General features: G+C 50.2%; 19 protein-coding genes. 11 read left to right on the top strand and 8 right to left on the bottom strand.

All coding sequences use genetic code 11. The features are described from left to right. The first annotated feature begins 18 nt into the window (after nt 1-18). From JHU38_RS06835 to JHU38_RS06815, 5 genes are all read left to right on the top strand, one after another. Complete coding sequence (locus tag JHU38_RS06835; RefSeq protein WP_107581154.1) at nt 19-630, top strand: polysaccharide deacetylase family protein; 612 nt, start codon at nt 19-21, stop codon at nt 628-630. Further along, complete coding sequence (gene queG, locus JHU38_RS06830) at nt 608-1,642, top strand: tRNA epoxyqueuosine(34) reductase QueG (protein WP_107581155.1); 1,035 nt, start codon at nt 608-610, stop codon at nt 1,640-1,642. Before JHU38_RS06835 ends, queG begins: the two co-directional genes overlap by 23 nt. A 5-nt stretch (nt 1,643-1,647) precedes the next feature. Continuing rightward, entirely contained in the window at nt 1,648-1,902 is a 255-nt protein-coding gene (locus tag JHU38_RS06825; RefSeq protein WP_107581156.1) for a hypothetical protein, read from the top strand. Between the two features lie 269 nt (nt 1,903-2,171). Then, entirely contained in the window at nt 2,172-2,663 is a 492-nt protein-coding gene (gene trxA, locus JHU38_RS06820; RefSeq protein WP_107581157.1) for a thioredoxin, read from the top strand. A gap of 10 nt (nt 2,664-2,673) precedes the next feature. Next, nucleotides 2,674-3,063 carry a MarR family transcriptional regulator gene (locus JHU38_RS06815; protein ID WP_107581158.1) on the top strand — a complete coding sequence of 130 codons (390 nt, stop codon included), beginning with the start codon at nt 2,674-2,676 and terminating at the stop codon, nt 3,061-3,063. Between the two features lie 91 nt (nt 3,064-3,154). Here the strand turns inward: JHU38_RS06815 and JHU38_RS06810 are convergent, their stop codons facing one another. Continuing rightward, a complete protein-coding gene (locus tag JHU38_RS06810; protein ID WP_107581159.1) occupies nt 3,155-3,907 on the bottom strand; it encodes a porin family protein in 753 nt (250 codons plus the stop codon). After that, nucleotides 3,904-5,010: a PCMD domain-containing protein gene (locus tag JHU38_RS06805; protein WP_317196014.1), complete on the bottom strand. Its 1,107-nt coding sequence runs from the start codon at nt 5,008-5,010 to the stop codon at nt 3,904-3,906. The genes JHU38_RS06810 and JHU38_RS06805 overlap by 4 nt, the downstream gene beginning before the upstream one ends. A gap of 267 nt (nt 5,011-5,277) precedes the next feature. Here JHU38_RS06805 and JHU38_RS06800 point away from each other — a divergent pair, with 267 nt between their 5' ends. Then, nucleotides 5,278-7,134 carry a DNA topoisomerase 3 gene (locus JHU38_RS06800; RefSeq protein ID WP_107581160.1) on the top strand — a complete coding sequence of 619 codons (1,857 nt, stop codon included), beginning with the start codon at nt 5,278-5,280 and terminating at the stop codon, nt 7,132-7,134. Nucleotides 7,135-7,154: 20 nt separating this feature from the next. After that, complete coding sequence (gene porE / locus JHU38_RS06795; protein WP_107581161.1) at nt 7,155-9,224, top strand: PorE family type IX secretion system protein; 2,070 nt, start codon at nt 7,155-7,157, stop codon at nt 9,222-9,224. Between the two features lie 21 nt (nt 9,225-9,245). Here porE and JHU38_RS06790 read toward each other — a convergent pair whose 3' ends face one another. From JHU38_RS06790 to JHU38_RS06780, 3 genes are read right to left on the bottom strand one after another with little or no spacing between them, the layout of a single operon-like run. Beyond that, a complete protein-coding gene (locus JHU38_RS06790; protein WP_107581162.1) occupies nt 9,246-9,593 on the bottom strand; it encodes a DUF5056 domain-containing protein in 348 nt (115 codons plus the stop codon). Next, nucleotides 9,574-10,116 (bottom strand): RNA polymerase sigma factor, encoded by a 543-nt coding sequence (locus JHU38_RS06785; protein WP_107581163.1) that lies wholly within the window; start codon nt 10,114-10,116, stop codon nt 9,574-9,576. Before JHU38_RS06785 ends, JHU38_RS06790 begins: the two co-directional genes overlap by 20 nt. Nucleotides 10,117-10,122: 6 nt before the next feature. Beyond that, complete coding sequence (locus JHU38_RS06780) at nt 10,123-10,740, bottom strand: DUF6249 domain-containing protein (RefSeq protein WP_107581164.1); 618 nt, start codon at nt 10,738-10,740, stop codon at nt 10,123-10,125. A 173-nt stretch (nt 10,741-10,913) separates the two neighbouring features. Between JHU38_RS06780 and JHU38_RS06775 the strand changes: the two genes are divergently transcribed. From JHU38_RS06775 to JHU38_RS06765, 3 genes are read left to right on the top strand one after another with little or no spacing between them, the layout of a single operon-like run. After that, nucleotides 10,914-12,197: a methyltransferase RsmF C-terminal domain-like protein gene (locus JHU38_RS06775; protein ID WP_107581165.1), complete on the top strand. Its 1,284-nt coding sequence runs from the start codon at nt 10,914-10,916 to the stop codon at nt 12,195-12,197. A 4-nt stretch (nt 12,198-12,201) separates the two neighbouring features. Continuing rightward, nucleotides 12,202-12,996, top strand: a complete 795-nt coding sequence (locus tag JHU38_RS06770) for a thymidylate synthase (protein ID WP_107581166.1) — start codon at nt 12,202-12,204, stop codon at nt 12,994-12,996. Nucleotides 12,997-13,001: 5 nt separating this feature from the next. Beyond that, a complete protein-coding gene (locus JHU38_RS06765) occupies nt 13,002-13,502 on the top strand; it encodes a dihydrofolate reductase (RefSeq protein ID WP_107581167.1) in 501 nt (166 codons plus the stop codon). Between the two features lie 514 nt (nt 13,503-14,016). On the opposite strand, the gene JHU38_RS06760 is transcribed toward JHU38_RS06765, so the two are convergent. After that, entirely contained in the window at nt 14,017-14,535 is a 519-nt protein-coding gene (locus tag JHU38_RS06760; RefSeq protein ID WP_107581168.1) for an Lrp/AsnC family transcriptional regulator, read from the bottom strand. A gap of 92 nt (nt 14,536-14,627) precedes the next feature. On the opposite strand from JHU38_RS06760, the gene JHU38_RS06755 reads away from it, so the two are divergent. Next, nucleotides 14,628-16,625 (top strand): OPT family oligopeptide transporter, encoded by a 1,998-nt coding sequence (locus tag JHU38_RS06755; protein WP_107581169.1) that lies wholly within the window; start codon nt 14,628-14,630, stop codon nt 16,623-16,625. A gap of 503 nt (nt 16,626-17,128) precedes the next feature. Here JHU38_RS06755 and JHU38_RS06750 read toward each other — a convergent pair. Next, on the bottom strand, nt 17,129-17,704 hold the full coding sequence (locus JHU38_RS06750) for a manganese efflux pump MntP (protein ID WP_107582300.1): 576 nt from the start codon (nt 17,702-17,704) through the stop codon (nt 17,129-17,131). A gap of 108 nt (nt 17,705-17,812) precedes the next feature. Next, nucleotides 17,813-20,320 (bottom strand): ATP-dependent chaperone ClpB, encoded by a 2,508-nt coding sequence (clpB, locus tag JHU38_RS06745; protein WP_107581170.1) that lies wholly within the window; start codon nt 20,318-20,320, stop codon nt 17,813-17,815. Between the last annotated feature and the right edge of the window lie 74 nt (nt 20,321-20,394).

Raw genomic sequence — 20,394 nt, 5'->3', positions numbered from 1 at the left:
CCCGCCGGCAGACCGACTATGATAATCGAACAGCCGGCCAAATGGCTACGATGGATCTATCCCCACGCGCTCTGGCGAATGGACAAGAACGACCATTCTGTCTACTTAACGTTTGACGATGGGCCCATACCTGAGTCAACGCCTTTCATTCTGGAAGCATTAGCCCGATATAATGTCAAGGCCACATTCTTCATGGTGGGCGAAAACGTACTCCGCTATCACGACCTCTACAACGATATCGTGAACGCCGGCCATCAGGTAGGCAACCACACATTCAACCACATGGGCTCGTTCAAGCATTGGACATTAAGCTATGCGATGAATACCAGCAAGGCCCACGAACTGATTCACTCCAATCTGTTTCGTCCGCCTCATGGTTGGATGCGTCCAAGTGTATATTGGTGGCTCTCCCGGCAGTACAAGATTGTGATGTGGGACTTGGTTACACGCGACTATTCCAAGTGGCTGACGGGCGAAGATGTCTTCAATAACGTGAAGCGATATGCCCGCAACGGTAGTATTATCACGTTTCACGATTCGCTTAAAAGCATTGACAAGCTCAGATACGCACTGCCCAAATCTATCGAATGGCTGAAGGAGCAAGGATATGAATTCAAGACTTTTGACTGATAAAATCAAAGCCGAGGCTACCCGTCTCGGCTTTTTTGCATGCGGAATAGCCAAGGCCGGCCCCGTCAACGACAAGATGGCACAGCAGTTGAGGGCTTGGTTGGAAAGCGGCGGCTATGCCGGTATGGAATATATGGCCAACCATACCGACAAGCGGCTTGACCCGCGACTGCTCATGCCCGGTCTTAAAAGTATCGTCTGCGTGGCTCTGAACTACGCGCCACGGCAAAATCCGGACGAGCATGAATATCAATTGGCCGCCTACGCATTGGGTAAGGACTATCATGACATTGTAAAGGCAAAGCTGCGACAGCTTGCCAACAGTATAGGAGCAGTGGATTGTCTCCATGAACAGACGGAAAATGATTCGCAAACCACAGACAACAAGCTCATCCGATGCCGCGTCTTCGTCGATTCCGGACCTGTTTTGGAACGCTATTGGGCAGAACAAGCGGGCTTGGGATGGATCGGCAAAAACCATCAACTCATCATTCCGTTCGCCGGAAGCATGTTCTTCCTCGGCGAGCTTTTCCTTTCAGTAGAGCTGGAATACGACAGTCCCACGCCAAACCGTTGTGGCAACTGCCATAAATGTATTGACGCGTGTCCGACGGGAGCCATCCAAGACTTTCCTTCCACCTTTGATACAGAGCGATGCCTAAGCTATCAGCTGATAGAAAACCGTGGAGCGCTGTCGAAAGAAGCGCGACAGGCCATGGACAACACGATCTATGGATGCGACCGCTGCCAAAAGGCATGTCCGTGGAATCGCTTTGCCACACCCAATACGACGCCCGAGCTACAGCCAAGCACCGAGTTGTTGGCCATGAAACGTGCCAACTGGCAACAACTGACTGAAGAACAATACCGCAAACTCTTCAAGGGAAGTGCCGTGAAGCGGGCCAAATATGCCGGACTAAAGCGCAATATCGACGCGGCCGCGCAAGCGGAAGCAGCAAGAGAACAAGTTATTGACAAGCCCGACACGGCTCAAACAGCCGATAAACAATAAAAGATATGAATGAATTAGAACAAGAAATACAAGCGTTTTTCAGGTCGTTCGCATTGCAAGTCATCAACGACGCGAAGGCCGACGCAACCGACCCACGGGCCATAAAACAGGCTATGCTGGAGCATTACGAAGACATCTATCCCGCATTTGCCCGTACCCAGACTTTCAAGGCATGTCCCGAAGGTTCTGAACGTTACAAGATGATGGTAGAGGCGTACAGACACAACTTTACGATTTTGCTTGAAGGACGACTTCCTTAGCGCGTCGTCAGCGGCTGACTACACGGCAACAAAAGACCGGAGAACATTCTGTTGAATCGATCCGACAGACACCTAACGCCGCAAACCGGCTGCTACGGCGACATTTGTTTTCCACCGGAAAATGTTAACAGCATGGCAAATATAGTTAATTTAGATTTATTTTCCATAGGAAAATTTGCGAGTTTGATTCCCTTCCGTTACCTTTGCATCGTTTTCCTATGGAAAATAAAAAGAACGAATAGATATAAACCATCAACATCTATCAACGCATGAAGAAAGCGACTTTCGTCTTACTGGTGACGACAACCCTGACATTGACCGCCTGCTCACCGCAAAACAAAAAGAATCATCAAACAACAAACAACGTAAATAAAGAATTAAAAGTAAAGGAGAAAAAAAATATGACTGTAACAGAATTGACAACCAGCGAGTTCAAGAAAAAAGTAATGGATTTCGACAAGCACCCGCAGGAGTGGGTTTTCGAAGGCGACAAACCTGCCATCATCGATTTCTACGCCACATGGTGCGGTCCCTGCAAGGCCACAGCCCCCATTTTAGAGGAATTGGCCAACGACTATGCCGGCAAGTTAGATATTTATAAGGTGGACGTTGACCAGCAACAGGAGCTGGCCGCTCTGTTTGGCGTGCGCTCCATCCCGTCTTTGCTCTTCATTCCAAAGCAAGGTAATCCCCAGATGCAGGTAGGCGCCATGAACAAACAGCAGTTTGAGGCCGCGATCAAGTCGACCCTGTTAAAGTAATGGCAGACTGATGAACCAGGAATGTATTTGCCGCATCAGAAACATCTACCGCGCTATCGCGCAGTTTGAGGCCTCGCTCCAACAGGAGTTGGGCCTCAATATCAACGAAGCCATGCTGCTGTGCCTCGTTGCCGACAAGGCTCATATCTCATCGGGTGAGATAGCGAGCGAGATGAATCTCACGCCATCGAACGCTTCGAAAGTCATCGCCGCGCTCGAAAAAGGTCGTCTCATCCGCCGAAAAGCCTGTAAGGAGGACAAGCGTTGCATGAAGTTCTGCGTCACGAAGAAAGGTGAAGAACTGCTTCACCGGCTTACCTGCGATTCATTACAACTGCCTCACAGCCTGCAAAAGTTGTCAGACCAGGTTGAGCCACAAGAACACGATCGCTCATTTTAAGAAATAAGTAAAAGTAATAAAGCAAATAAGGTGTCATCAGGAAGCCGATTCCGTGATGACACCTTGATTATATAATACGGCCAAACACCTCTTACCGTAAGGTATAATTCAGGCCGATGGTTCCATAGAGCGGATAAAGCGTCTGCTCGATGGTTTTAAAGTGCGAATGATGAATGCCGCTCAGGCCCCAGTTCAGTTCGACGAACGTGCCCAGACGGTCGTAAAATTTCCAGTCTGCCCCCAGTGAAAGTCCCCACTGCAGCCGACGCATGTCACTCGAAAAGTCGTAGTCGCCACGCTGTCCGGGCCCATTGCCAATATCTACTTTAGCACCCGTTGGAGAACCTACACGCAGATAGCCGTCGTGGGCATAGCCCGAAAAATCGCGCGAAAACACGTATGACACATAGGGACCGAAACGCAGACGCCATGCTTCGGCAGGATGCCAGGTGGCTTGGAGGGGCACCGTCAGCATCCATTCCGTCACTTTAGTCTTCACGTCGCCTGTGAACTGTCCTTCCATTTGCTGTTGTCCCTTGCTGATTTTCATGTGATAGTTCTTCACACGAGCGTCAACATTCATCCCTTTATTCTCGAAGCGCATGCCCAGAAGTACGCCAAAACGTCCACACTTTGACATTTCGGCGTCGAGACCAAACAAGAAACTGGGTGTCAGTTCATAGCTTTTCAGTTCGCGGATAGAAGCGGGCAGCCCCACGGGCGACGTTCCGCCAAGGTTATAACCCAGCCGAGCGTCGATTTTCACATCGCGCAGACTGCATTGCTGCGCATGACCTGCTAACGAAAACATGACCGTGCATGCCATTAAAAATATCTTTTTCATTTTTTCACATCCTCCTTTTCACAAATAATTCTTACTTTATCAATCAGTAAACGCGAACCTACGGCACCGATGAAGCCATCGCCCTTCTTGCTCGAAGAGAACACCAGCGCCAAGCTGTAGCCTCGGTTCGAAAGCAAATCGAGGTCGAGATCAGCCGTATAGTTGAACTCTACGTCGAACGCCGTCCAACTATCCGTGGGGGGCACATAGCCAAGATCAGCCATGGCCACGATCTGTTTACTGGTCTTCACGTTGGTACCATCCAGCACAAACGCCTTGCCTTGGGCATCGTGGTTGCGATAGAACACGGCGTAAACCGAGGCACTGTCGGTCTGGTTGTCCAGCACGCTCCCGGTGCGGTCGGTCACTTTATCGCCGGGTTTATACTGATAGTAGCCCGTGAAATGAATAGGCTTGCGGTCGAAAGGCTTGCCAAACTGCGTGGCATGCAACGGATCCATAGCGGCTTTCTGCAGGTCGAAGAAGCCATAGAAGAGATTTCCGGCCGCAATCGGCATTTTCATTATGGTACCGAGCGCGCCCGTCGAACGGGTTGTGAGCTGTACGGCCTTGCCATCCATGCCATTGTCGATTGACACCGAGGGGAAGTCGGCCGTGGTTTTGTCCCAAGCCGTGAGGGCAAACCCACCGTTACCCGTCCCCCAATCGGTAGAGAGGGTGCCGTCGACATGCTGCTCCTGCCACTCATGATAGGGCACACCGTTACCGATATCCGACAAAATGGTATGCTCGAAATCAAACATCACCGTATCGTTCACCATTTGGGCTACGGGTTTCACGGCCAATTGGTAGACACGCCGATAGGCGCCGTCTTGCGAAGTGACGGTGTAGGTGACCGGTCCCTGGCTGAAATCGTGCACAGAACCACTGGCAGGACTGACCACCGCGCCCTCCGTAAGTTTGAAAACGGGAGCCAACGCCGTGATATCGGCCTTGCGACGCACATTGATTATAATTTCAGAAACGGTTGATGATACGCTTTGCAGGGTGTCGGTCGCGCTGTAGAACACATCGTCAGGTTGACTTAAATGAAACGAAACCGTCTCAATGTCACACTCGGCATTAAGTGGTTCGTCTTTCACACATGATGATATAAGGACACATAAAACCAACGCCCATATCATCTTTAATAACATTTTAATCATAATACCTATTTAAAATATAGATGCAAAGGTACAAAAATGATGGTAAACAACATCAAAAGAGAACTATTAAAAAGCTCTTACCAGAGCTGTATCAGTGCTAATCAGTAACTAATCGGCGGCCGTTATTTTATCCAAAAGATAAAGGTGAGCCTTTGTCATGATAATTAAAACATGTATCTTTGCATTCCGAAGCAAAGAAAAACAATGATAGTTTGCATAGCTGAGAAACCCAGCGTGGGCCGAGACATCGCACGAATCATCGGTGCCACAACCGACAAAAAGACCTATATGGAAGGCAATGGCTACCAGGTGACGTGGACTTTCGGTCATCTATGTTGTCTGAAAGAACCCAACGACTATTCTGAAAACTGGAAACATTGGAGCTTAGCCGCCCTGCCTATGATTCCCCCACGGTTTGGTATCAAGCTCATCGACGACCAAGGTATCAAGAACCAGTTTGCCACGATTGAGAAACTGATGCAGGCTGCCGATGGTATCATCAACTGTGGTGACGCCGGACAGGAAGGAGAACTCATCCAACGGTGGGTGATGCAGAAAGCGCAGGCCAAGTGTCCCGTCAAAAGACTATGGATAAGCTCGATGACCGACGAAGCTATTCGTGAGGGGTTTCAGAATCTGAAAGACCAAAGCAACTATCAACCGCTTTATCTGGCCGGCTTGTCGCGCGCTATTGGCGACTGGATTCTGGGCATGAACGCCACACGGCTCTACACTCTAAAATACGGACAAAACCGCCAGGTGCTGAGTATCGGCCGTGTCCAGACCCCTACACTGGCCCTCATTGTCAACCGACAGAAAGAGATTGACAATTTCAAGCCCGAGCCTTACTGGATTCTGGCTACGATTTATCGCGACACGCAATTCACTGCCACGAAAGGAAAATTCACGAGTAAGGAGGAAGGAGAGCAAGCGTTTGCCACGATTGAGGGCAAGCCTTTCACCATTACAAGCGTCAGCAAGAAGAAAGGCGTAGAGAATCCGCCCCACCTTTACGATCTTACCTCATTGCAGGTGGACTGCAACAAGAAGTTCGGATACTCGGCAGAGACCACACTCAACTTGATACAGAGTCTTTACGAGAAGAAGATTACGACCTATCCACGTGTCGATACGCAATATTTAAGCGACGACATTTATCCTAAATGTCCCCAAATCATGAACGGTATCTTCCAAACTAAATTCGGAGGATCGGCTCCTTATGCCGATCTGGTGAGGCCATTGGGAGGCAAGTCTTTGACGAAGAGCAAGAAAGTGTTCGACTCGAGCAAGGTGACTGACCATCACGCCATCATCCCTACCGGCGTTGTGCCCCAGGGATTGAGCGATATGGAACGCCAGGTTTTCGACCTGATCACCCGCCGTTTCATCAGTGTGTTCTATCCTGACTGCAAGTTTTCGACGACCACTGTTTTGGGAGAAATCGACGAAATTGGCTTTAAAGCCACGGGAAAAGAAATTCTTGATCCGGGATGGCACATCGTTTACGGCCCCCAAAAGGAAGAACAGGAAATTCAGGACGACACCAAGCCTACTGACGAGGAGCGTACGCTGCCTACGTTTGTCAAAGGGGAGAGTGGTCCTCACCGGCCGACACTGACAGAAAAACAGACTACACCGCCTAAATATTATACGGAAGCCACGCTGCTCAGAGCCATGGAAACGGCCGGAAAGTTTGTGGAAGACGAAGAACTGCGGGCCGCTTTGAAAGAAAATGGTATAGGCAGGCCTTCCAGCCGAGCCGGTATCATCGAGACCTTGTTCAAACGCCACTACATCAAAAGGCAACGTAAGAACCTAATGGCTACCCCAACAGGTATCGAACTGATTGACACGATTCATGAAGAACTGCTCAAAAGCTGTGAACTGACGGGCATTTGGGAAAAGAAATTACGGGATATCGAACACAAGAAATATGATCCAGCCCAGTTTATCAATGAGCTGAAAGCCCAGATAACGGAAATCGTGAACGATGTCTTGAGCGATAATAGCAATCGCCGTATCACCATGATAAAAGAGGGGGAAAAAGACAATAGAAAGTAAGCCGATACGTTATTATCACGATGAAGATCCGCTACTTTAAAATAGGGTTGGCGCTTTTCCTGTTCATTCTGACAGGTTGTGGCGCCGAACAGAATCTCAAAAAAGGTGAAGAACACCTGGCCTTGGGTGAGTATTTTGACGCGGGCACTCAATTTAAGCAGGCCTATCAGAAAACTCCTGCCAAGAAACGGGAACAACGAGGCATGATCGCAGAGCGGATGGCCTTGTGCTATGAAAAAATCAATCTGACGCAGAAAGCGATCGCAGCCTACCATAATGCCGGACGATATCGTAAATTGACGGGCGACGAACAGCTGCGTTTGGGTCGTTTATTACTCAAAAACGGTCAATACAAGGAGGCAGAAAAGCTTTTTATTGCTTTACAAACAGAACATAACAACGACTCTCTGCTCATTGCCAACGGTCTCATATCGGCTCGAATGGCACCCCAATGGAAGAAGGCCGGCAGCCGTTATGAAGTAAAAAAAATGGCTCTTTTCAATTCGAAAAGGGCAGAATATTGTCCCATGCTCATGGGAGACCAATCGGAATATCTTTATTTCACCTCCACACGAGATGACGCCCAAGGAGCTAACAACAATGGTATCACGGGAACAAAATCGGGCGATATCTTCAGAAGTGAGAAAGACAGCAAAGGTTATTGGAAGAAACCCGTGGCGGTAGAAGGCGAATTGAACACGGCATTCGATGAAGGAGCGTGTGTCTTTTCTCCTGATCAGCGAACGATGTATCTTACACAATGCGCCGTCGATCCTACTTATCCGCGCTCCGCGCAACTCATGACAGCCACCCGGCAGGACGCCCAATGGAGTAAAGCTACAAAATTAGAAATCAGCCATGACACCCTTTCGTCTTTCGCCCACCCTGCCATTTCGCCCGATGGAAAATGGCTTTACTTCACGAGCGACATGCCCGGAGGCATGGGAGGGCTGGATATCTGGCGCGTCAGAATAACCGAAAGTGGACTGGGAGGCATGGAAAATCCAGGCCCTCCGATCAATACGCCAGGCAACGAAGCGTTCCCGACATTTCGACCTAACGGTGATCTGTATTTTTCAAGTGACGGCCATCCCGGCATGGGAGGACTGGACATATTCATTGCCCGATACGACAACACGCGTCGACACTACAAAATCATCCATCCGGGGTACCCCCTCAACAGTATGGCAGATGATTTCGGAATGACATTCGAAGGCTTTAAGAATAAAGGATTTTTTGCTTCCAACAGAAACGACAGCCATGGATGGGACCATCTTTACGCTTTTGAGAACCCGGAAATCATCCAAACAGTCAAAGGTTGGGTATATGAAATGGACGGCTATGAACTGCCACAGGCACAGGTCTACTTGGTCGGCAATGATGGAACCAATGTGAAAGTGGGTGTCAAAGGTGACGGTTCGTTTACGCAGGAGGTTCAACCGGGAGTTGACTATGTTATGTTGGCTACTTGTAAAGGTTATCTCAATCACAAGGAAGAGATACATATCGAGAGGAGCAAGGAAAGCGAGGAGCACGTATTGCAGTTCCCTTTGGCTTCGATCACGGCTCCGGTGCTCATCGACAATATCTTCTATGATCTCAACAAAGCGACACTAAGGCCCGAATCATCGCAGGCTCTCGACAAACTTGTACAACTTCTTAACGACAATCCACACGTGGTCATAGAATTGGGAGCCCATTGCGACTATCGGGGAACAGCCGAATATAATCTGCATCTCTCTCAACGCAGAGCAGAATCCGTCATCAATTATCTTATAGAAAAAGGTATTGAAAAACAGCGTCTCGTAGCTAAAGGTTACGGAAAGAGCATTCCCAAAAGCGTAAACCGCAAACTTTCAGAGAAATATCAATGGCTCAAAACCGGCGACACGCTGACAGAAAGCTTTATAGAAAAGCAACAAAAAGACAATCAAGAGATATGTAACCAACTGAATCGGCGCACGGAATTCAGGGTAATCAAGACCACTTACGGTCTGTTAGACAAAGATGGGAAACTGCTTGACAAGCCTCAGCGTCCCTCCAAAAAGCAGAATGAAGATTCCGATGACGACTATATTCTGGTTCAATAAGTCCCCATGACGTTGCAAAGATTAGTTTGAATTCTCAATGACATTGTAAGCAATGACGGCCGTCGTGGACAAAATGCCTAAGTAGATAATGAAAGGAGAAAAGCTGTCAAACTGGAAAGAAGCCAACATTCCCAATAAATCTCCGGTCACATGTATAAAAGCTGCCTTGACGGAGTTGATGCCATCCAACAGGAAAAACAGAAGAATGGCAGCAGCCCAACATCCTGCTGTCCACAGTTTGTTCCACCGCAAAGCGGATTGAGGCAACCGTTTCATCACTTTTTTCGTAAAACCGTTGTCCGCAATCTCCACAATATGCTCAGCAAAGAACTGCTCTACCAATTGTTCATCATTTAGTTTCATATCCATTCTGCTTTAAATAGATTGCAAGTTTTTGTTTACCGCGCGACAAATGCGACTTCACCGTACCCTGCGGGAAATGCGTGATGTCGGCAATTTTATCAATAGGCTGCCCTTCCATCAATTGTAATGTGATACAAGTACGCTCTGTTTCGGAAAGAATCTCAAGCGCTCCGTAAATATCTATCCGCTCTCCTATTACCGACTGTCCCGCGTTCATTCGTCTCACTTCGACCGTATCGATGTCAGAAGTCAGCTTATTTCGCCTCACATGGTCATAATACACATTGTAGGCGATACGGTACAGCCAAGTGGAAAAGCCCGACAAGCCCTTGAATTGCGTAATATTTACATAAGCCTTGATAAAACATTCTTGGGCCAAATCATCACTCAACGGCCCATCTCCCAAAGTTTGGTTGAGGAAGAAGCGCCGTATAGGTGACTGATATTTCATAACCAGCTTGTCAAAAGCCTTGCGGTTATGAAACACAGCCACCTGCGTAACGAGAGAGATATCGTCCAATTCTTTCAACTTTTATCAGAATTCAGGAGTTTGACCTTCGTCTGTTTTCGTCTTATCATGACGCGATGATTTCTTGGCAATATAGATTTGACCGGCTCCCAAGCACGCTACTAAAAAGCCGATGCCAACCAAAGGCGAAGCGCCAAGGAAAGAGAAGAACGCGGCCAAGCCCACACCCAGCGACACATTCTTCACGCCTTTCTGCCAAAGAAACGAATCGGTATGCTTATCCACCGGCTTTACGGCTTCAGGAACAGGCTGTCCTGACGCCATGGCTTGCTGCGCAATGGTCACCCGGTCATTATGCTTTTTCAGCATAAAACGAATAATCAGCGCCAATATAACGAAGGGGGAAAGTAGTAACAGAAAAACAAATACGATCATCAACAGGGCCAGCCATACACCACCGGCATTTACCACACCGGTAAAGAGATTTCTCAGAAACCGCGCATCCGATGTGTCCTCCCAATCGGATTCGAAATCTCCATCTACAACGGCCGTATCTTCTCCGGCAGCGACGCTCGAAGTGTCAGAATAGGCCTCTATGCCATTGTTTAAGGAGTCAGCCACGGCCGTGGCAACAGGGTGATGACGGTGCTTAGGAGCTGCGTTGACCGCAACTGTTCCCAGCATAAAACTCAAAATCAGGGTTACAAAATATTTTTTCATTTCTATTGATTTTATCAAATGATTTATTGTTTAGACGCAAAGCAAAGGACTCTGGTTGCAAAGTAACCACATTTTTTCTAAAATATGGAAGTCCGGATGGCTACATACTATATTATTTTCTTATTTTTGCAAGCAATATGAAGTTTCCCGAAGCATTTGTTACATATACACGCGGACTGATGGGCAATGAACTCTATTCATGCCTTGAGCAAGCGCTTGCGTCGTCTCCACCGATCAGCATCCGTCTGAATCCTTTCAAAACGGCCTGCTTTGACATGGATATTGACTATGAACCGGTAGGCTGGTGCGACCAGGGTGTCTATCTGAAAGACCGCCCCAACTTCACGTTCGACCCGCTCTTGCACTGCGGAGCCTATTATGTGCAGGAAGCTTCATCCATGTTTGTTGCCCATGTTATCAGGCAACTGGTCCGTTCTCCCGTCCACATGCTCGACCTTTGTGCCGCTCCGGGTGGCAAATCAACGTGTGCCATGTCGGCGCTTCCTCCGGGAAGTGTGCTCTTCAGCAACGAGCCCATGCAGGTTAGGGCCCGGATTCTCACTGAAAACATTCAGAAATTCGGTCATCCCGACATATACGTAACGAACAACTACGCCCGTGACTATCAGAAAACAAGGCTCAAGTTCGACGTTATTCTCGCCGATGTGCCCTGCTCCGGCGAGGGAATGTTCCGCAAAGACGAAAACGCGATTGAGGAATGGAGCCCCGCCAATGTAGAGAAATGTGCCCGATTACAGCGCGAAATCGTCAGCGACATCTGGCCATGTCTCAACGACGGCGGCTATCTCATCTACTCCACGTGTACCTTCAACGCGCACGAAAACGAGGAAAACGTCAACCGGATAGCCCAAAAACTGGGTGCCGACTTTGTTTCCATCCCCACCAAGCCCGAATGGAACATCACGGGAAGTCTGACAGACAATCATCCGATGTACCGTTTCATTCCCGGAAAGACCCGTGGCGAAGGCCTCTTTCTGGCCGTTTTGAGAAAACGGGGAACCGCGGAAGAAGTCTTTCCCACGCCTGACAAGCCACTGAGCGCTTGGAAAGAGAAAGACCTGGAAGGACTCCGCGTCCTGACCCATGGCATCAACGCGCCGCAGCAGAAAGGCAAAGACTTAATGCCCGATATATCAATGGCGCTCTCTATCCTACCCGACAAAGACCGCTACACCGCTGTCGACATCGACTACCCCACAGCCATTGCCTATCTGCGTCGCGAAGCGATCACCCTTTCCCCGCAAGCTCCCCGCGGAATCATTCTAATCACCTATCAAGGACAGCCACTCGGCTTCGCAAAGAACATCGGCAACAGGGCCAATAATCTCTTTCCACAGGAGTGGAAAATCAAAAGCAGTCACTTACAACCACTTATTCCTATATTGAAAATAAAATCATAAAGCAATGAAACAATATTTAGAATTACTTGACCGCATACTGACGGAGGGTCACCAAAAAGGCGACCGCACCGGCACCGGCACCCTGTCGGTATTCGGTCATCAAATGAGATTCAACTTAGAAGATGGTTTTCCCTTGCTCACCACCAAGAAACTACACTTGAAGAGCATTATCTACGAACTGCTGTGGTTTCTAAAAGGCGACACCAACGTGAAATATCTGCAGGAACACGGTGTAAGAATCTGGAATGAATGGGCCGACGAAAACGGCGAGCTAGGCCCCGTCTATGGCCACCAATGGCGGTCGTGGCCCGACTACCAGGGGAGCGCCATCGACCAGATCCAGAACGTTCTGGACCAGATCAGACACACGCCCGACTCCCGCCGCATGATTGTTTCGGCCTGGAATCCTGCCGAAGTCGACCAAATGGCACTGCCACCGTGCCACTGCCTCTTCCAATTCTACGTGGCCGACGGCAAACTTAGCCTGCAACTCTACCAGCGCAGTGCCGACACGTTCTTAGGCGTGCCTTTCAATATAGCCAGCTACGCGCTGTTGCTCATGATGATGGCGCAGGTAACGGGACTCAAACCGGGCGAGTTCGTCCATACGACGGGCGACACCCACCTATATCTGAACCATCTGGAGCAGGCCCGGCTGCAACTGACCCGCACGCCGCGGGCGCTGCCTGTCATGAAACTGAATTCCGACGTGAAAGACCTTTTCGCCTTCCGCTACGAGGACTTTGAACTGACCGACTATCAACCATGGCCCCATATCCCGGCCCAAGTATCCGTATAAGTAACATGCACATCAACATGATAGCTGCCGTGGCCCGCAACAGAGCCATCGGCTTCGAGAATAAACTTCTGTATTGGTTGCCAAACGATCTGAAAAGATTCAAGCAACTCACCACCGGCCACACCATCATCATGGGCCGCCGCACCTTCGAATCATTACCCAAGGGCGCCTTGCCCAACCGTCGCAACATCGTACTGAGTCGCGCCCCACGGCAGTTTGCGGGCTGCGAATGCTTCCTGTCGCTGGAGGAAGCGCTCAGACACTGCCGCCCTGATGAAGACATTTACATCATCGGCGGCGCCACTCTTTATGCCCAAGCCATCAAACTGGCCGATCGTCTCTACCTGACGGAGATTGACGACACGCCCCAAAAGGCCGACGCTTTCTTTCCGCCCTATGACGACTGGACACCGAGAACCCGAGAACATCACGACAAAGACGAGAAACACGCTTATGACTACGACTTCGCAGACTACGAAAGAACATGCGCCCACGGCTCGGAATAAGTTTTTTCTAAAGCCAACAGCGTTTAATGCTTAATTACCAAGGCGGAACGTCCCGACAAATGACGGCGGTCTTGCCGAAGTTCGGCAAACATCACGGCATATGACGGGAGATTTGCCGGGGTTCGGAAAACGTCAAAGCAAAACAGATGTTAAATGCCGAGGTTCGGCAAACGCCAAGGTATAACAGGTGTTAAATGTCGGAGTTCGGCAAACGTCAAAGTAAAACAGATGTTAAATGCCGGGGTTCGGAAAAACGTCCCGGCAAATGACGGCAGCCTTGCCCAACCCGGGCAAACGTCACGGCTTGATTGCCCGGGCGGAACATGATGAATCACGTTCCTACGGCTCACGCCACGCCGGTTTCCGGTAGACGCGAATCGCTCTTTAGAGAAAAACTTATTCCGAACCGCTTATGAAACCACACTTCGGCAACGACCGAAAGATAAATAAAAAAGAAATCCTGCAACCGGCGCAAATACGGGTTGCAGGATTTCTTCGTTTTCCCACAGGAGGATTAATCCTTTATCATCTCACCGTCATCTTCGGTTTCTTCCTTGGCCAATCTTTCTTCGATAGATGAGATGGGCAACTGACGGTCGAACGAAGTACTGAAAGAGATAATCGTTTCGCTGCGCGACAGGCCCAGTGGCTGCAGCTCGTCATGAATCATTTCCATCAAGTGATGGTTGTTACGGGCATACAGCTTGATAAATAAGTCCATACCACCGGTTGTCATGTGGCACTCTGTCACTTCGGGAACCTTCTTCAACGCCTTGATTACCCGATCATGATCCGAAGGATCTTTCAGGTATAAAGCAATATAAGCGCAGGTCTCATAGCCAATCTTCTCCGGATCGATAATAAATTGAGACCCCTTGATTATACCGAGGTTTGATAATTTCTGCATACGCTGATGAATGGCGGCGCCACTCACATTGCATGCACGCGCAACTTCCAAGAACGGAATCCGTGCATCCTCCGACACAAGTCTGAGGATCTTTCTGTCTAAAGAATCTAAATTGTGATGTCCCATTTGTTTTATATATTTGGGTGCAAAGTTACAATAATTATTTTGGTTTTCTACCCATTTGCTTTAACTTTGCAATTAAACTTGTAAAAATCATTATGAAAAAACAGGAAAAACAATCAATCCAATTGCCTGAAAATGCCTTTCGGGAGTTGAAAAGTGGTGAGCAGTATGAACCCGTCATGTCGCCTCGGCAGGTTTATCCGGAGGTTAACTTGTGGTCGGTATCGTGGGGAATTGTCATGGCCGTGTTGTTTTCCGCGGCCGCGGCCTATCTGGGCTTGAAGGTGGGGCAAGTCTTCGAGGCCGCCATCCCCATCGCCATCATCGCCGTCGGCGCGTCTACGACCGCCAAGCGCTCCAAGGCTTTGGGCGAAAACGTCATCATTCAGAGTATCGGCGCCTGCTCGGGAGCCGTAGTGGCCGGTGCCATCTTCACGCTTCCCGCCATCTATATCCTGCAGGCGAAGTACCCCGACATGACCGCCTCATTCTTTAAAATCTTTCTTAGTTCGGCCCTCGGCGGCATTATCGGCATTCTTTTCCTGATTCCATTCCGCAAGTATTTCGTCAGCGACATGCACGGCAAATACCCCTTCCCCGAAGCGACGGCCACGACGCAGGTGCTCGTCTCGGGCGCCAAGGGCGGCAACCAGGCCAGGCCTTTGCTCATTTCGGGCCTTGTGGGCGGTCTTTACGATTTCGCCGTTGCCACCTTCGGATGGTGGAACGAGAACTTCACGACGCGTGTCGTGGGCTTCGGACAGCAGTTGGCCGACCATGCCAAACTGGTGTTTAAGGTCAATACGGGTGCCGCCGTGCTGGGCTTGGGCTATATCATCGGCCTGAAATACGCCTTCATCATCTGCATGGGCTCGGTTGCCGTGTGGTGGCTCATCGTGCCCGGCATGGCTTTACTCTTCCCCGACACCATTCTGAATATCGGGGGAACGACCGTGACGACGGCTGTCGGCGCCATGACACCCGAACAAATCTTCTCTACTTACGGCAAGAGTATTGGCATAGGCGGCATCGCCATGGCCGGTATCATCGGTATCATCAAGAGCTGGGGCATTATTCGGAGTGCCGTCGGACTGGCCGCGAAAGAAATGGGTGGAAAGAGTAATGGCAGCGAGGAAGTGATTCGCACACAACGCGACATTTCGTTTAAGATTATAGCCATCGGTTCATTGGCGGCCATCGCCGTCACTTTCGTCTTCTTCTGGCTGGGCGTGATGCACAACCTGCTTTATGCCATCGTGGCTATCCTGCTGGTAGCGCTCATCGCTTTCCTTTTCACGACCGTGGCTGCCAATGCCATTGCCATCGTGGGCAGCAATCCCGTGTCGGGTATGACGCTGATGACGCTCATCCTGACCAGTGTCGTCATGGTGGCCGTAGGGCTCAATGGAGCCGGAGGCATGGTGGCCGCGCTGATTATGGGTGGCGTCGTCTGCACCGCGTTGAGCATGGCCGGCAGTTTTGTCACCGACCTGAAGATAGGCTACTGGCTCGGCACCACGCCCAAAAAGCAAGAGACCTGGAAGTTTCTGGGCACGTTGGTCAGTGCCGCTACAGTAGGCGGAGTGATGATGTTGCTCAACGACACCTACGGTTTCGACCCCAATCAGACCGGCCATCTTGTCGCGCCGCAGGCCAACGCCATGGCGGCCGTTATCGAACCGATGATGAATGGGGCCGGCGCCCCCTGGGTGTTGTATGGCATTGGCGCGCTCATTGCCATCATTCTCACGTTCTGCAAGATTCCCGCGCTGGCCTTCGCCTTGGGTATGTTCATTCCGTTGGAACTCAACGTGCCCATTCTCGTGGGCGGAGCCGTCAACTGGTTTGTGACGACACGCAGCAAGAATGAGGCTCTGAATCAGGCCCGTGGCGAGAAGGGGACTCTCATTGCCAGCGGTTTCATTGCCGGCGGCGCCCTCATGGGCGTGGTCAGTGCCTTGTTGCGCTTCGGAGGCTTCAATCCCGTCAGTGAGAGTTGGTTGGCCAATCCGCTGTCAGAAATCTGCTCACTCGTCGCCTATGTCTGCCTCATCCTTTTCTTCATTCGGCAAACCAAGAAGACCGAAGCATAGCAATCGGGCTTATCCCTTATCAAACAAAAATCCCTCCATGGCTTCAAAACCGTGGAGGGACTATTTTTTTACCAAATTATTTTCTAATCGATCGGTATGCTCATTAAGCGATACCCTTGCTGGCGAGAATAGCTTCACCGTATAGCGTCATTGCCTTTACGTAAGAAGCGGCAAATTTTCTCAATCCATTCTTTACATTTTGTGTTAATCTTTCCATTTTCTTAATCTCCTATCGGCACTGTCCGGCAGCGCCCTTTAATTGTTATCCTAAATCCAGACCCACTCTTCGGGTCTGATTATCCTGACGGTCTCTCTCGAAACCGTGGGCAAAGTTAAGAAGAAGAAACCTGATTCTCAAAATCCCAACGCATGATATTCGTGAAAGCGTGATATTTCTTGACGGATGTCAAGCTCTTTCAATTCGAAAGTTATTGCGACTTTTCTCTTTCCAATACGTTTGATAATCCCCTTTCAACCCGTTCTTCATGCCGGCTGATTGACCGTTATTGACACAGGTGGCTAATCAGAACCTTGAAGCCGATGACCACGAGGATGAGGCCGCCGATAAGCTCGGGCCTGACACGTCGGCAGATGCGCTTGCCAAACCGTATGCCCAGCAGGTTGCCCATGATACTGAAAAGCAGCGAGGTGAAGCCGATGACGGCCAGTGGGAGCGTGAGATCGGTGAGTGTATGATAGCCCGTGAAGGCGAAGGTGATACCGATGGCTAAGGCGTCGATGCTGGTAGCCACGGCCAGGAAGAGTTGCGATTTGAGCCCTACGGGGTCGAAAGTCTTCGACGCTTCGGGCAAGAACGAGTCGCGAATCATGCGCCCGCCCAGAAACGCCAGCAGGCCGAAGGCTATCCAATGGTCGTAAGCCTCAATGTAGCGGCTGAAGCGGGTGGTGCCCAACCAGCCCAACAGCGGCATGAGCGCTTGGAAAAAGCCAAACAGGAATGACATGCGGAGAATGGCGGGCCACAGCCTGCGGCGCAGGGTGACGCCGCTGATGATGGATATCGTGAAGCAGTCCATACTTAGGGCAACGGCCAGCAAGATCAAATCTATGAAGTGCATCATGACTGCAAAGATAATCTTTTGAATTGAAAAAAGGCTGTTTGGAGCGTATAAAAAAAGATGTGCCAAAATGACACATCCTTCTGTATATATAAGAGAATCAAAGCCTTAGTTTCTGAAAACGAGACCTTCGCCGAAGGAATCGATGAGAATAGGTTTCTCACGCGTAACTTCCTCGCTTAGAATCTTGCGGCTCAGTTCGTTGAGCACCATGTCTTGAATGGCGCGCTTCACAGGACGGGCGCCGAACTGCGGGTCGTAGCCTGCCTCGGCCAGCGTTTCAATGGCTTGGGGCGTCCATTGCAGGTTGTAGCCTTGCGGCTCAAGCATGGTCTTCACACGGTTCATCTGCATTTCCACCACGCGGGCAATCTCCTCCTTGGTCAAAGGCTTGAAGGTGATGATGTCGTCGATACGGTTGAGGAATTCCGGACGCATCAACTGGCGAAGCTGTTCACGCGTGGCGTTGCTCGTCATGATGATGATGGTGTTCTTGAAGTTCACCACTCGCCCCTTGTTGTCGGTCAGCCGTCCGTCATCGAGTACCTGCAACAGCGTATTGAACACGTCGGGATGGGCTTTTTCAATCTCGTCGAAGAGCACGACGCTGTACGGTTTGCGCCGAACGGCCTCCGTCAGCTGGCCGCCTTCGTCGTAACCGACATATCCGGGAGGCGCTCCGATGAGGCGGGTGACACTGAATTTCTCCTGATACTCGCTCATGTCGATGCGCGTCATCATGTTTTCATCGTTGAAAAGGTATTCGGCCAGCGCCTTAGCCAGCTCTGTCTTGCCGACACCGGTCGTTCCGAGGAAGATGAAAGAGGCAATCGGGCGCTTCGGATCCTGCAGTCCGGCACGGCTGCGTCTTACCGCGTCGCTCACGGCCGTGATGGCTTCCTGTTGTCCGACGACCCGTTTGTGGAGTTCATCCTCTAAATGGAGCAACTTCTCCCGTTCGCTTTGCAGCATTCGGTTGACCGGTATACCCGTCCAACGGCTGACCACTTCGGCGATGTCATCGGCCGTTACTTCCTCCCGTACCATCTGTTCGCCCTGCTGGGTTGAAGCCAGTTGGGCCTGAATGGCTTTGATATCATCGGCCAATCGGGTCAGTTCGCCATACCGAATCTCCGCAACGCGTTGGTAGTTACCCTCCCGTTCGGCCCGTTCAGCCTCAAACTTGAGGTTCTCTATCTGTTGTTTATCCTGCTGAATCCGGTTGACGAGCGTCTTTTCGCTTTCCCATTTAGCCTTGAAAGCGTTGGCTTTCTCTTTCAGTTCGGCTATCTCACGATCCAAAAGGGCCAGTTTGTCGGTGTCGTTTTCCCGCTTGATGGCCTCGCGTTCAATCTCTTTCTGCTTCAGTTGACGTTCTAAGTCGTCTAATTCCTCGGGCACGGAGTCGTGTTCCATGCGCAGTTTGGCCGCCGCTTCGTCCATCAGGTCGATGGCTTTGTCGGGCAGGAAGCGGTCGGAAATATAGCGTTCGCTCAATTTGACGGCGGCGATGCAGGCGTCATCCTGTATTCTTACCTTGTGGTGGTTCTCGTATCGTTCTTTCAGACCACGGAGAATGCTGATGGCGTCAAGCTCATCGGGCTCATTAACCATCACCGTCTGGAAGCGACGCTCAAGCGCTTTGTCCTTCTCAAAGTACTTTTGATACTCATTCAGGGTCGTAGCGCCGATGGCCCGCAGCTCTCCCCGGGCCAAAGCAGGCTTCAATATGTTGGCCGCATCCATTGCTCCTTCGCCTCCTCCGGCACCTACGAGCGTGTGAATCTCGTCTATGAAGAGGATGATATTGCCCTCGGCGTGGGTCACTTCTTTGATAACGCCCTTGAGCCGCTCCTCAAATTCGCCCTTATACTTGGCTCCTGCCACGAGCGCGCCCATATCGAGCGAGTAGAGTTGCTTGTTTTTCAGGTTCTCCGGCACGTCGCCACGGACGATTCGCTGGGCCAATCCTTCTACGATAGCCGTCTTTCCGGTTCCCGGTTCACCTATTAATATAGGGTTGTTCTTGGTGCGTCGGCTCAGAATCTGCAACACACGGCGAATCTCATCGTCACGTCCGATTACCGGATCGAGCTTCCCCTGTCGGGCCCGTTCTATCAGATTGATGGCGTATTTCTGCAAAGCCTGATAGTTCTCGTCGCCACTTTGGCTTTGTACTTTCTGTCCCTGACGCAGTTCTTGGATGGCCTTCATGGCCTCTTTCTCGGTCATGCCCGCGTCTTTCAGTATCCGTCCGGCGGCGCTATTGCTGTTCAGAATAGCCAAAAGCATCGGTTCGATGCTCACAAACTCATCGCCTAACTTCTGGGAATAATCCATTGCGTGTTGCAGAATGGTATTCGCGTCGTTGCTGAAGTAGGGCTGTCCTCCTTGCACTTTCGGTAAATGGGCAATCTCTTGCTGTACGGCGGTTTCGATAGCATGGCTGTTGATGCCAAGCTTTTGAAACATAAAGTTGGTAAGATCTTTCCCTTTATTGATTACTCCGGCAAGCAAATGAATAGACTCTATGCTTTGCTGGCCGGCTTGTTGCGCAATATTCACCGCTTCTTGTATGGCTTCTTGCGCTTTAATTGTAAACTTGTCGAATGTCATATTTAATCTCCTTTCTTAATGATATATGTCTTATTGATAGATTTGTATAATTCTTTGCGAACTACACTCTCAAG

Source organism: Prevotella illustrans, from assembly GCF_017426725.1.
Taxonomy (GTDB): Bacteria; Bacteroidota; Bacteroidia; order Bacteroidales; family Bacteroidaceae; genus Prevotella; species Prevotella illustrans.
This window is presented reverse-complemented; position numbering and strand designations above follow the sequence as displayed.

Excerpts from the sequence above, each read along its gene's own strand:
- JHU38_RS06835 (WP_107581154.1), top strand. The coding sequence starts at position 19 with ATGATAATCGAACAGCCGGCCAAATGGCTACGATGGATCTATCCCCAC.
- queG (WP_107581155.1), top strand. The coding sequence starts at position 608 with ATGAATTCAAGACTTTTGACTGATAAAATCAAAGCCGAGGCTACCCGT.
- JHU38_RS06825 (WP_107581156.1), top strand. The coding sequence starts at position 1,648 with ATGAATGAATTAGAACAAGAAATACAAGCGTTTTTCAGGTCGTTCGCA.
- trxA (WP_107581157.1), top strand. The coding sequence starts at position 2,172 with ATGAAGAAAGCGACTTTCGTCTTACTGGTGACGACAACCCTGACATTG.
- JHU38_RS06815 (WP_107581158.1), top strand. The coding sequence starts at position 2,674 with ATGAACCAGGAATGTATTTGCCGCATCAGAAACATCTACCGCGCTATC.
- JHU38_RS06810 (WP_107581159.1), bottom strand. The coding sequence starts at position 3,907 with ATGAAAAAGATATTTTTAATGGCATGCACGGTCATGTTTTCGTTAGCA.
- JHU38_RS06800 (WP_107581160.1), top strand. The coding sequence starts at position 5,278 with ATGATAGTTTGCATAGCTGAGAAACCCAGCGTGGGCCGAGACATCGCA.
- porE (WP_107581161.1), top strand. The coding sequence starts at position 7,155 with ATGAAGATCCGCTACTTTAAAATAGGGTTGGCGCTTTTCCTGTTCATT.
- JHU38_RS06790 (WP_107581162.1), bottom strand. The coding sequence starts at position 9,593 with ATGGATATGAAACTAAATGATGAACAATTGGTAGAGCAGTTCTTTGCT.
- JHU38_RS06780 (WP_107581164.1), bottom strand. The coding sequence starts at position 10,740 with ATGCTGGGAACAGTTGCGGTCAACGCAGCTCCTAAGCACCGTCATCAC.
- JHU38_RS06775 (WP_107581165.1), top strand. The coding sequence starts at position 10,914 with ATGAAGTTTCCCGAAGCATTTGTTACATATACACGCGGACTGATGGGC.
- JHU38_RS06770 (WP_107581166.1), top strand. The coding sequence starts at position 12,202 with ATGAAACAATATTTAGAATTACTTGACCGCATACTGACGGAGGGTCAC.
- JHU38_RS06765 (WP_107581167.1), top strand. The coding sequence starts at position 13,002 with ATGCACATCAACATGATAGCTGCCGTGGCCCGCAACAGAGCCATCGGC.
- JHU38_RS06760 (WP_107581168.1), bottom strand. The coding sequence starts at position 14,535 with ATGGGACATCACAATTTAGATTCTTTAGACAGAAAGATCCTCAGACTT.
- JHU38_RS06755 (WP_107581169.1), top strand. The coding sequence starts at position 14,628 with ATGAAAAAACAGGAAAAACAATCAATCCAATTGCCTGAAAATGCCTTT.
- JHU38_RS06750 (WP_107582300.1), bottom strand. The coding sequence starts at position 17,704 with ATGCACTTCATAGATTTGATCTTGCTGGCCGTTGCCCTAAGTATGGAC.
- clpB (WP_107581170.1), bottom strand. The coding sequence starts at position 20,320 with ATGACATTCGACAAGTTTACAATTAAAGCGCAAGAAGCCATACAAGAA.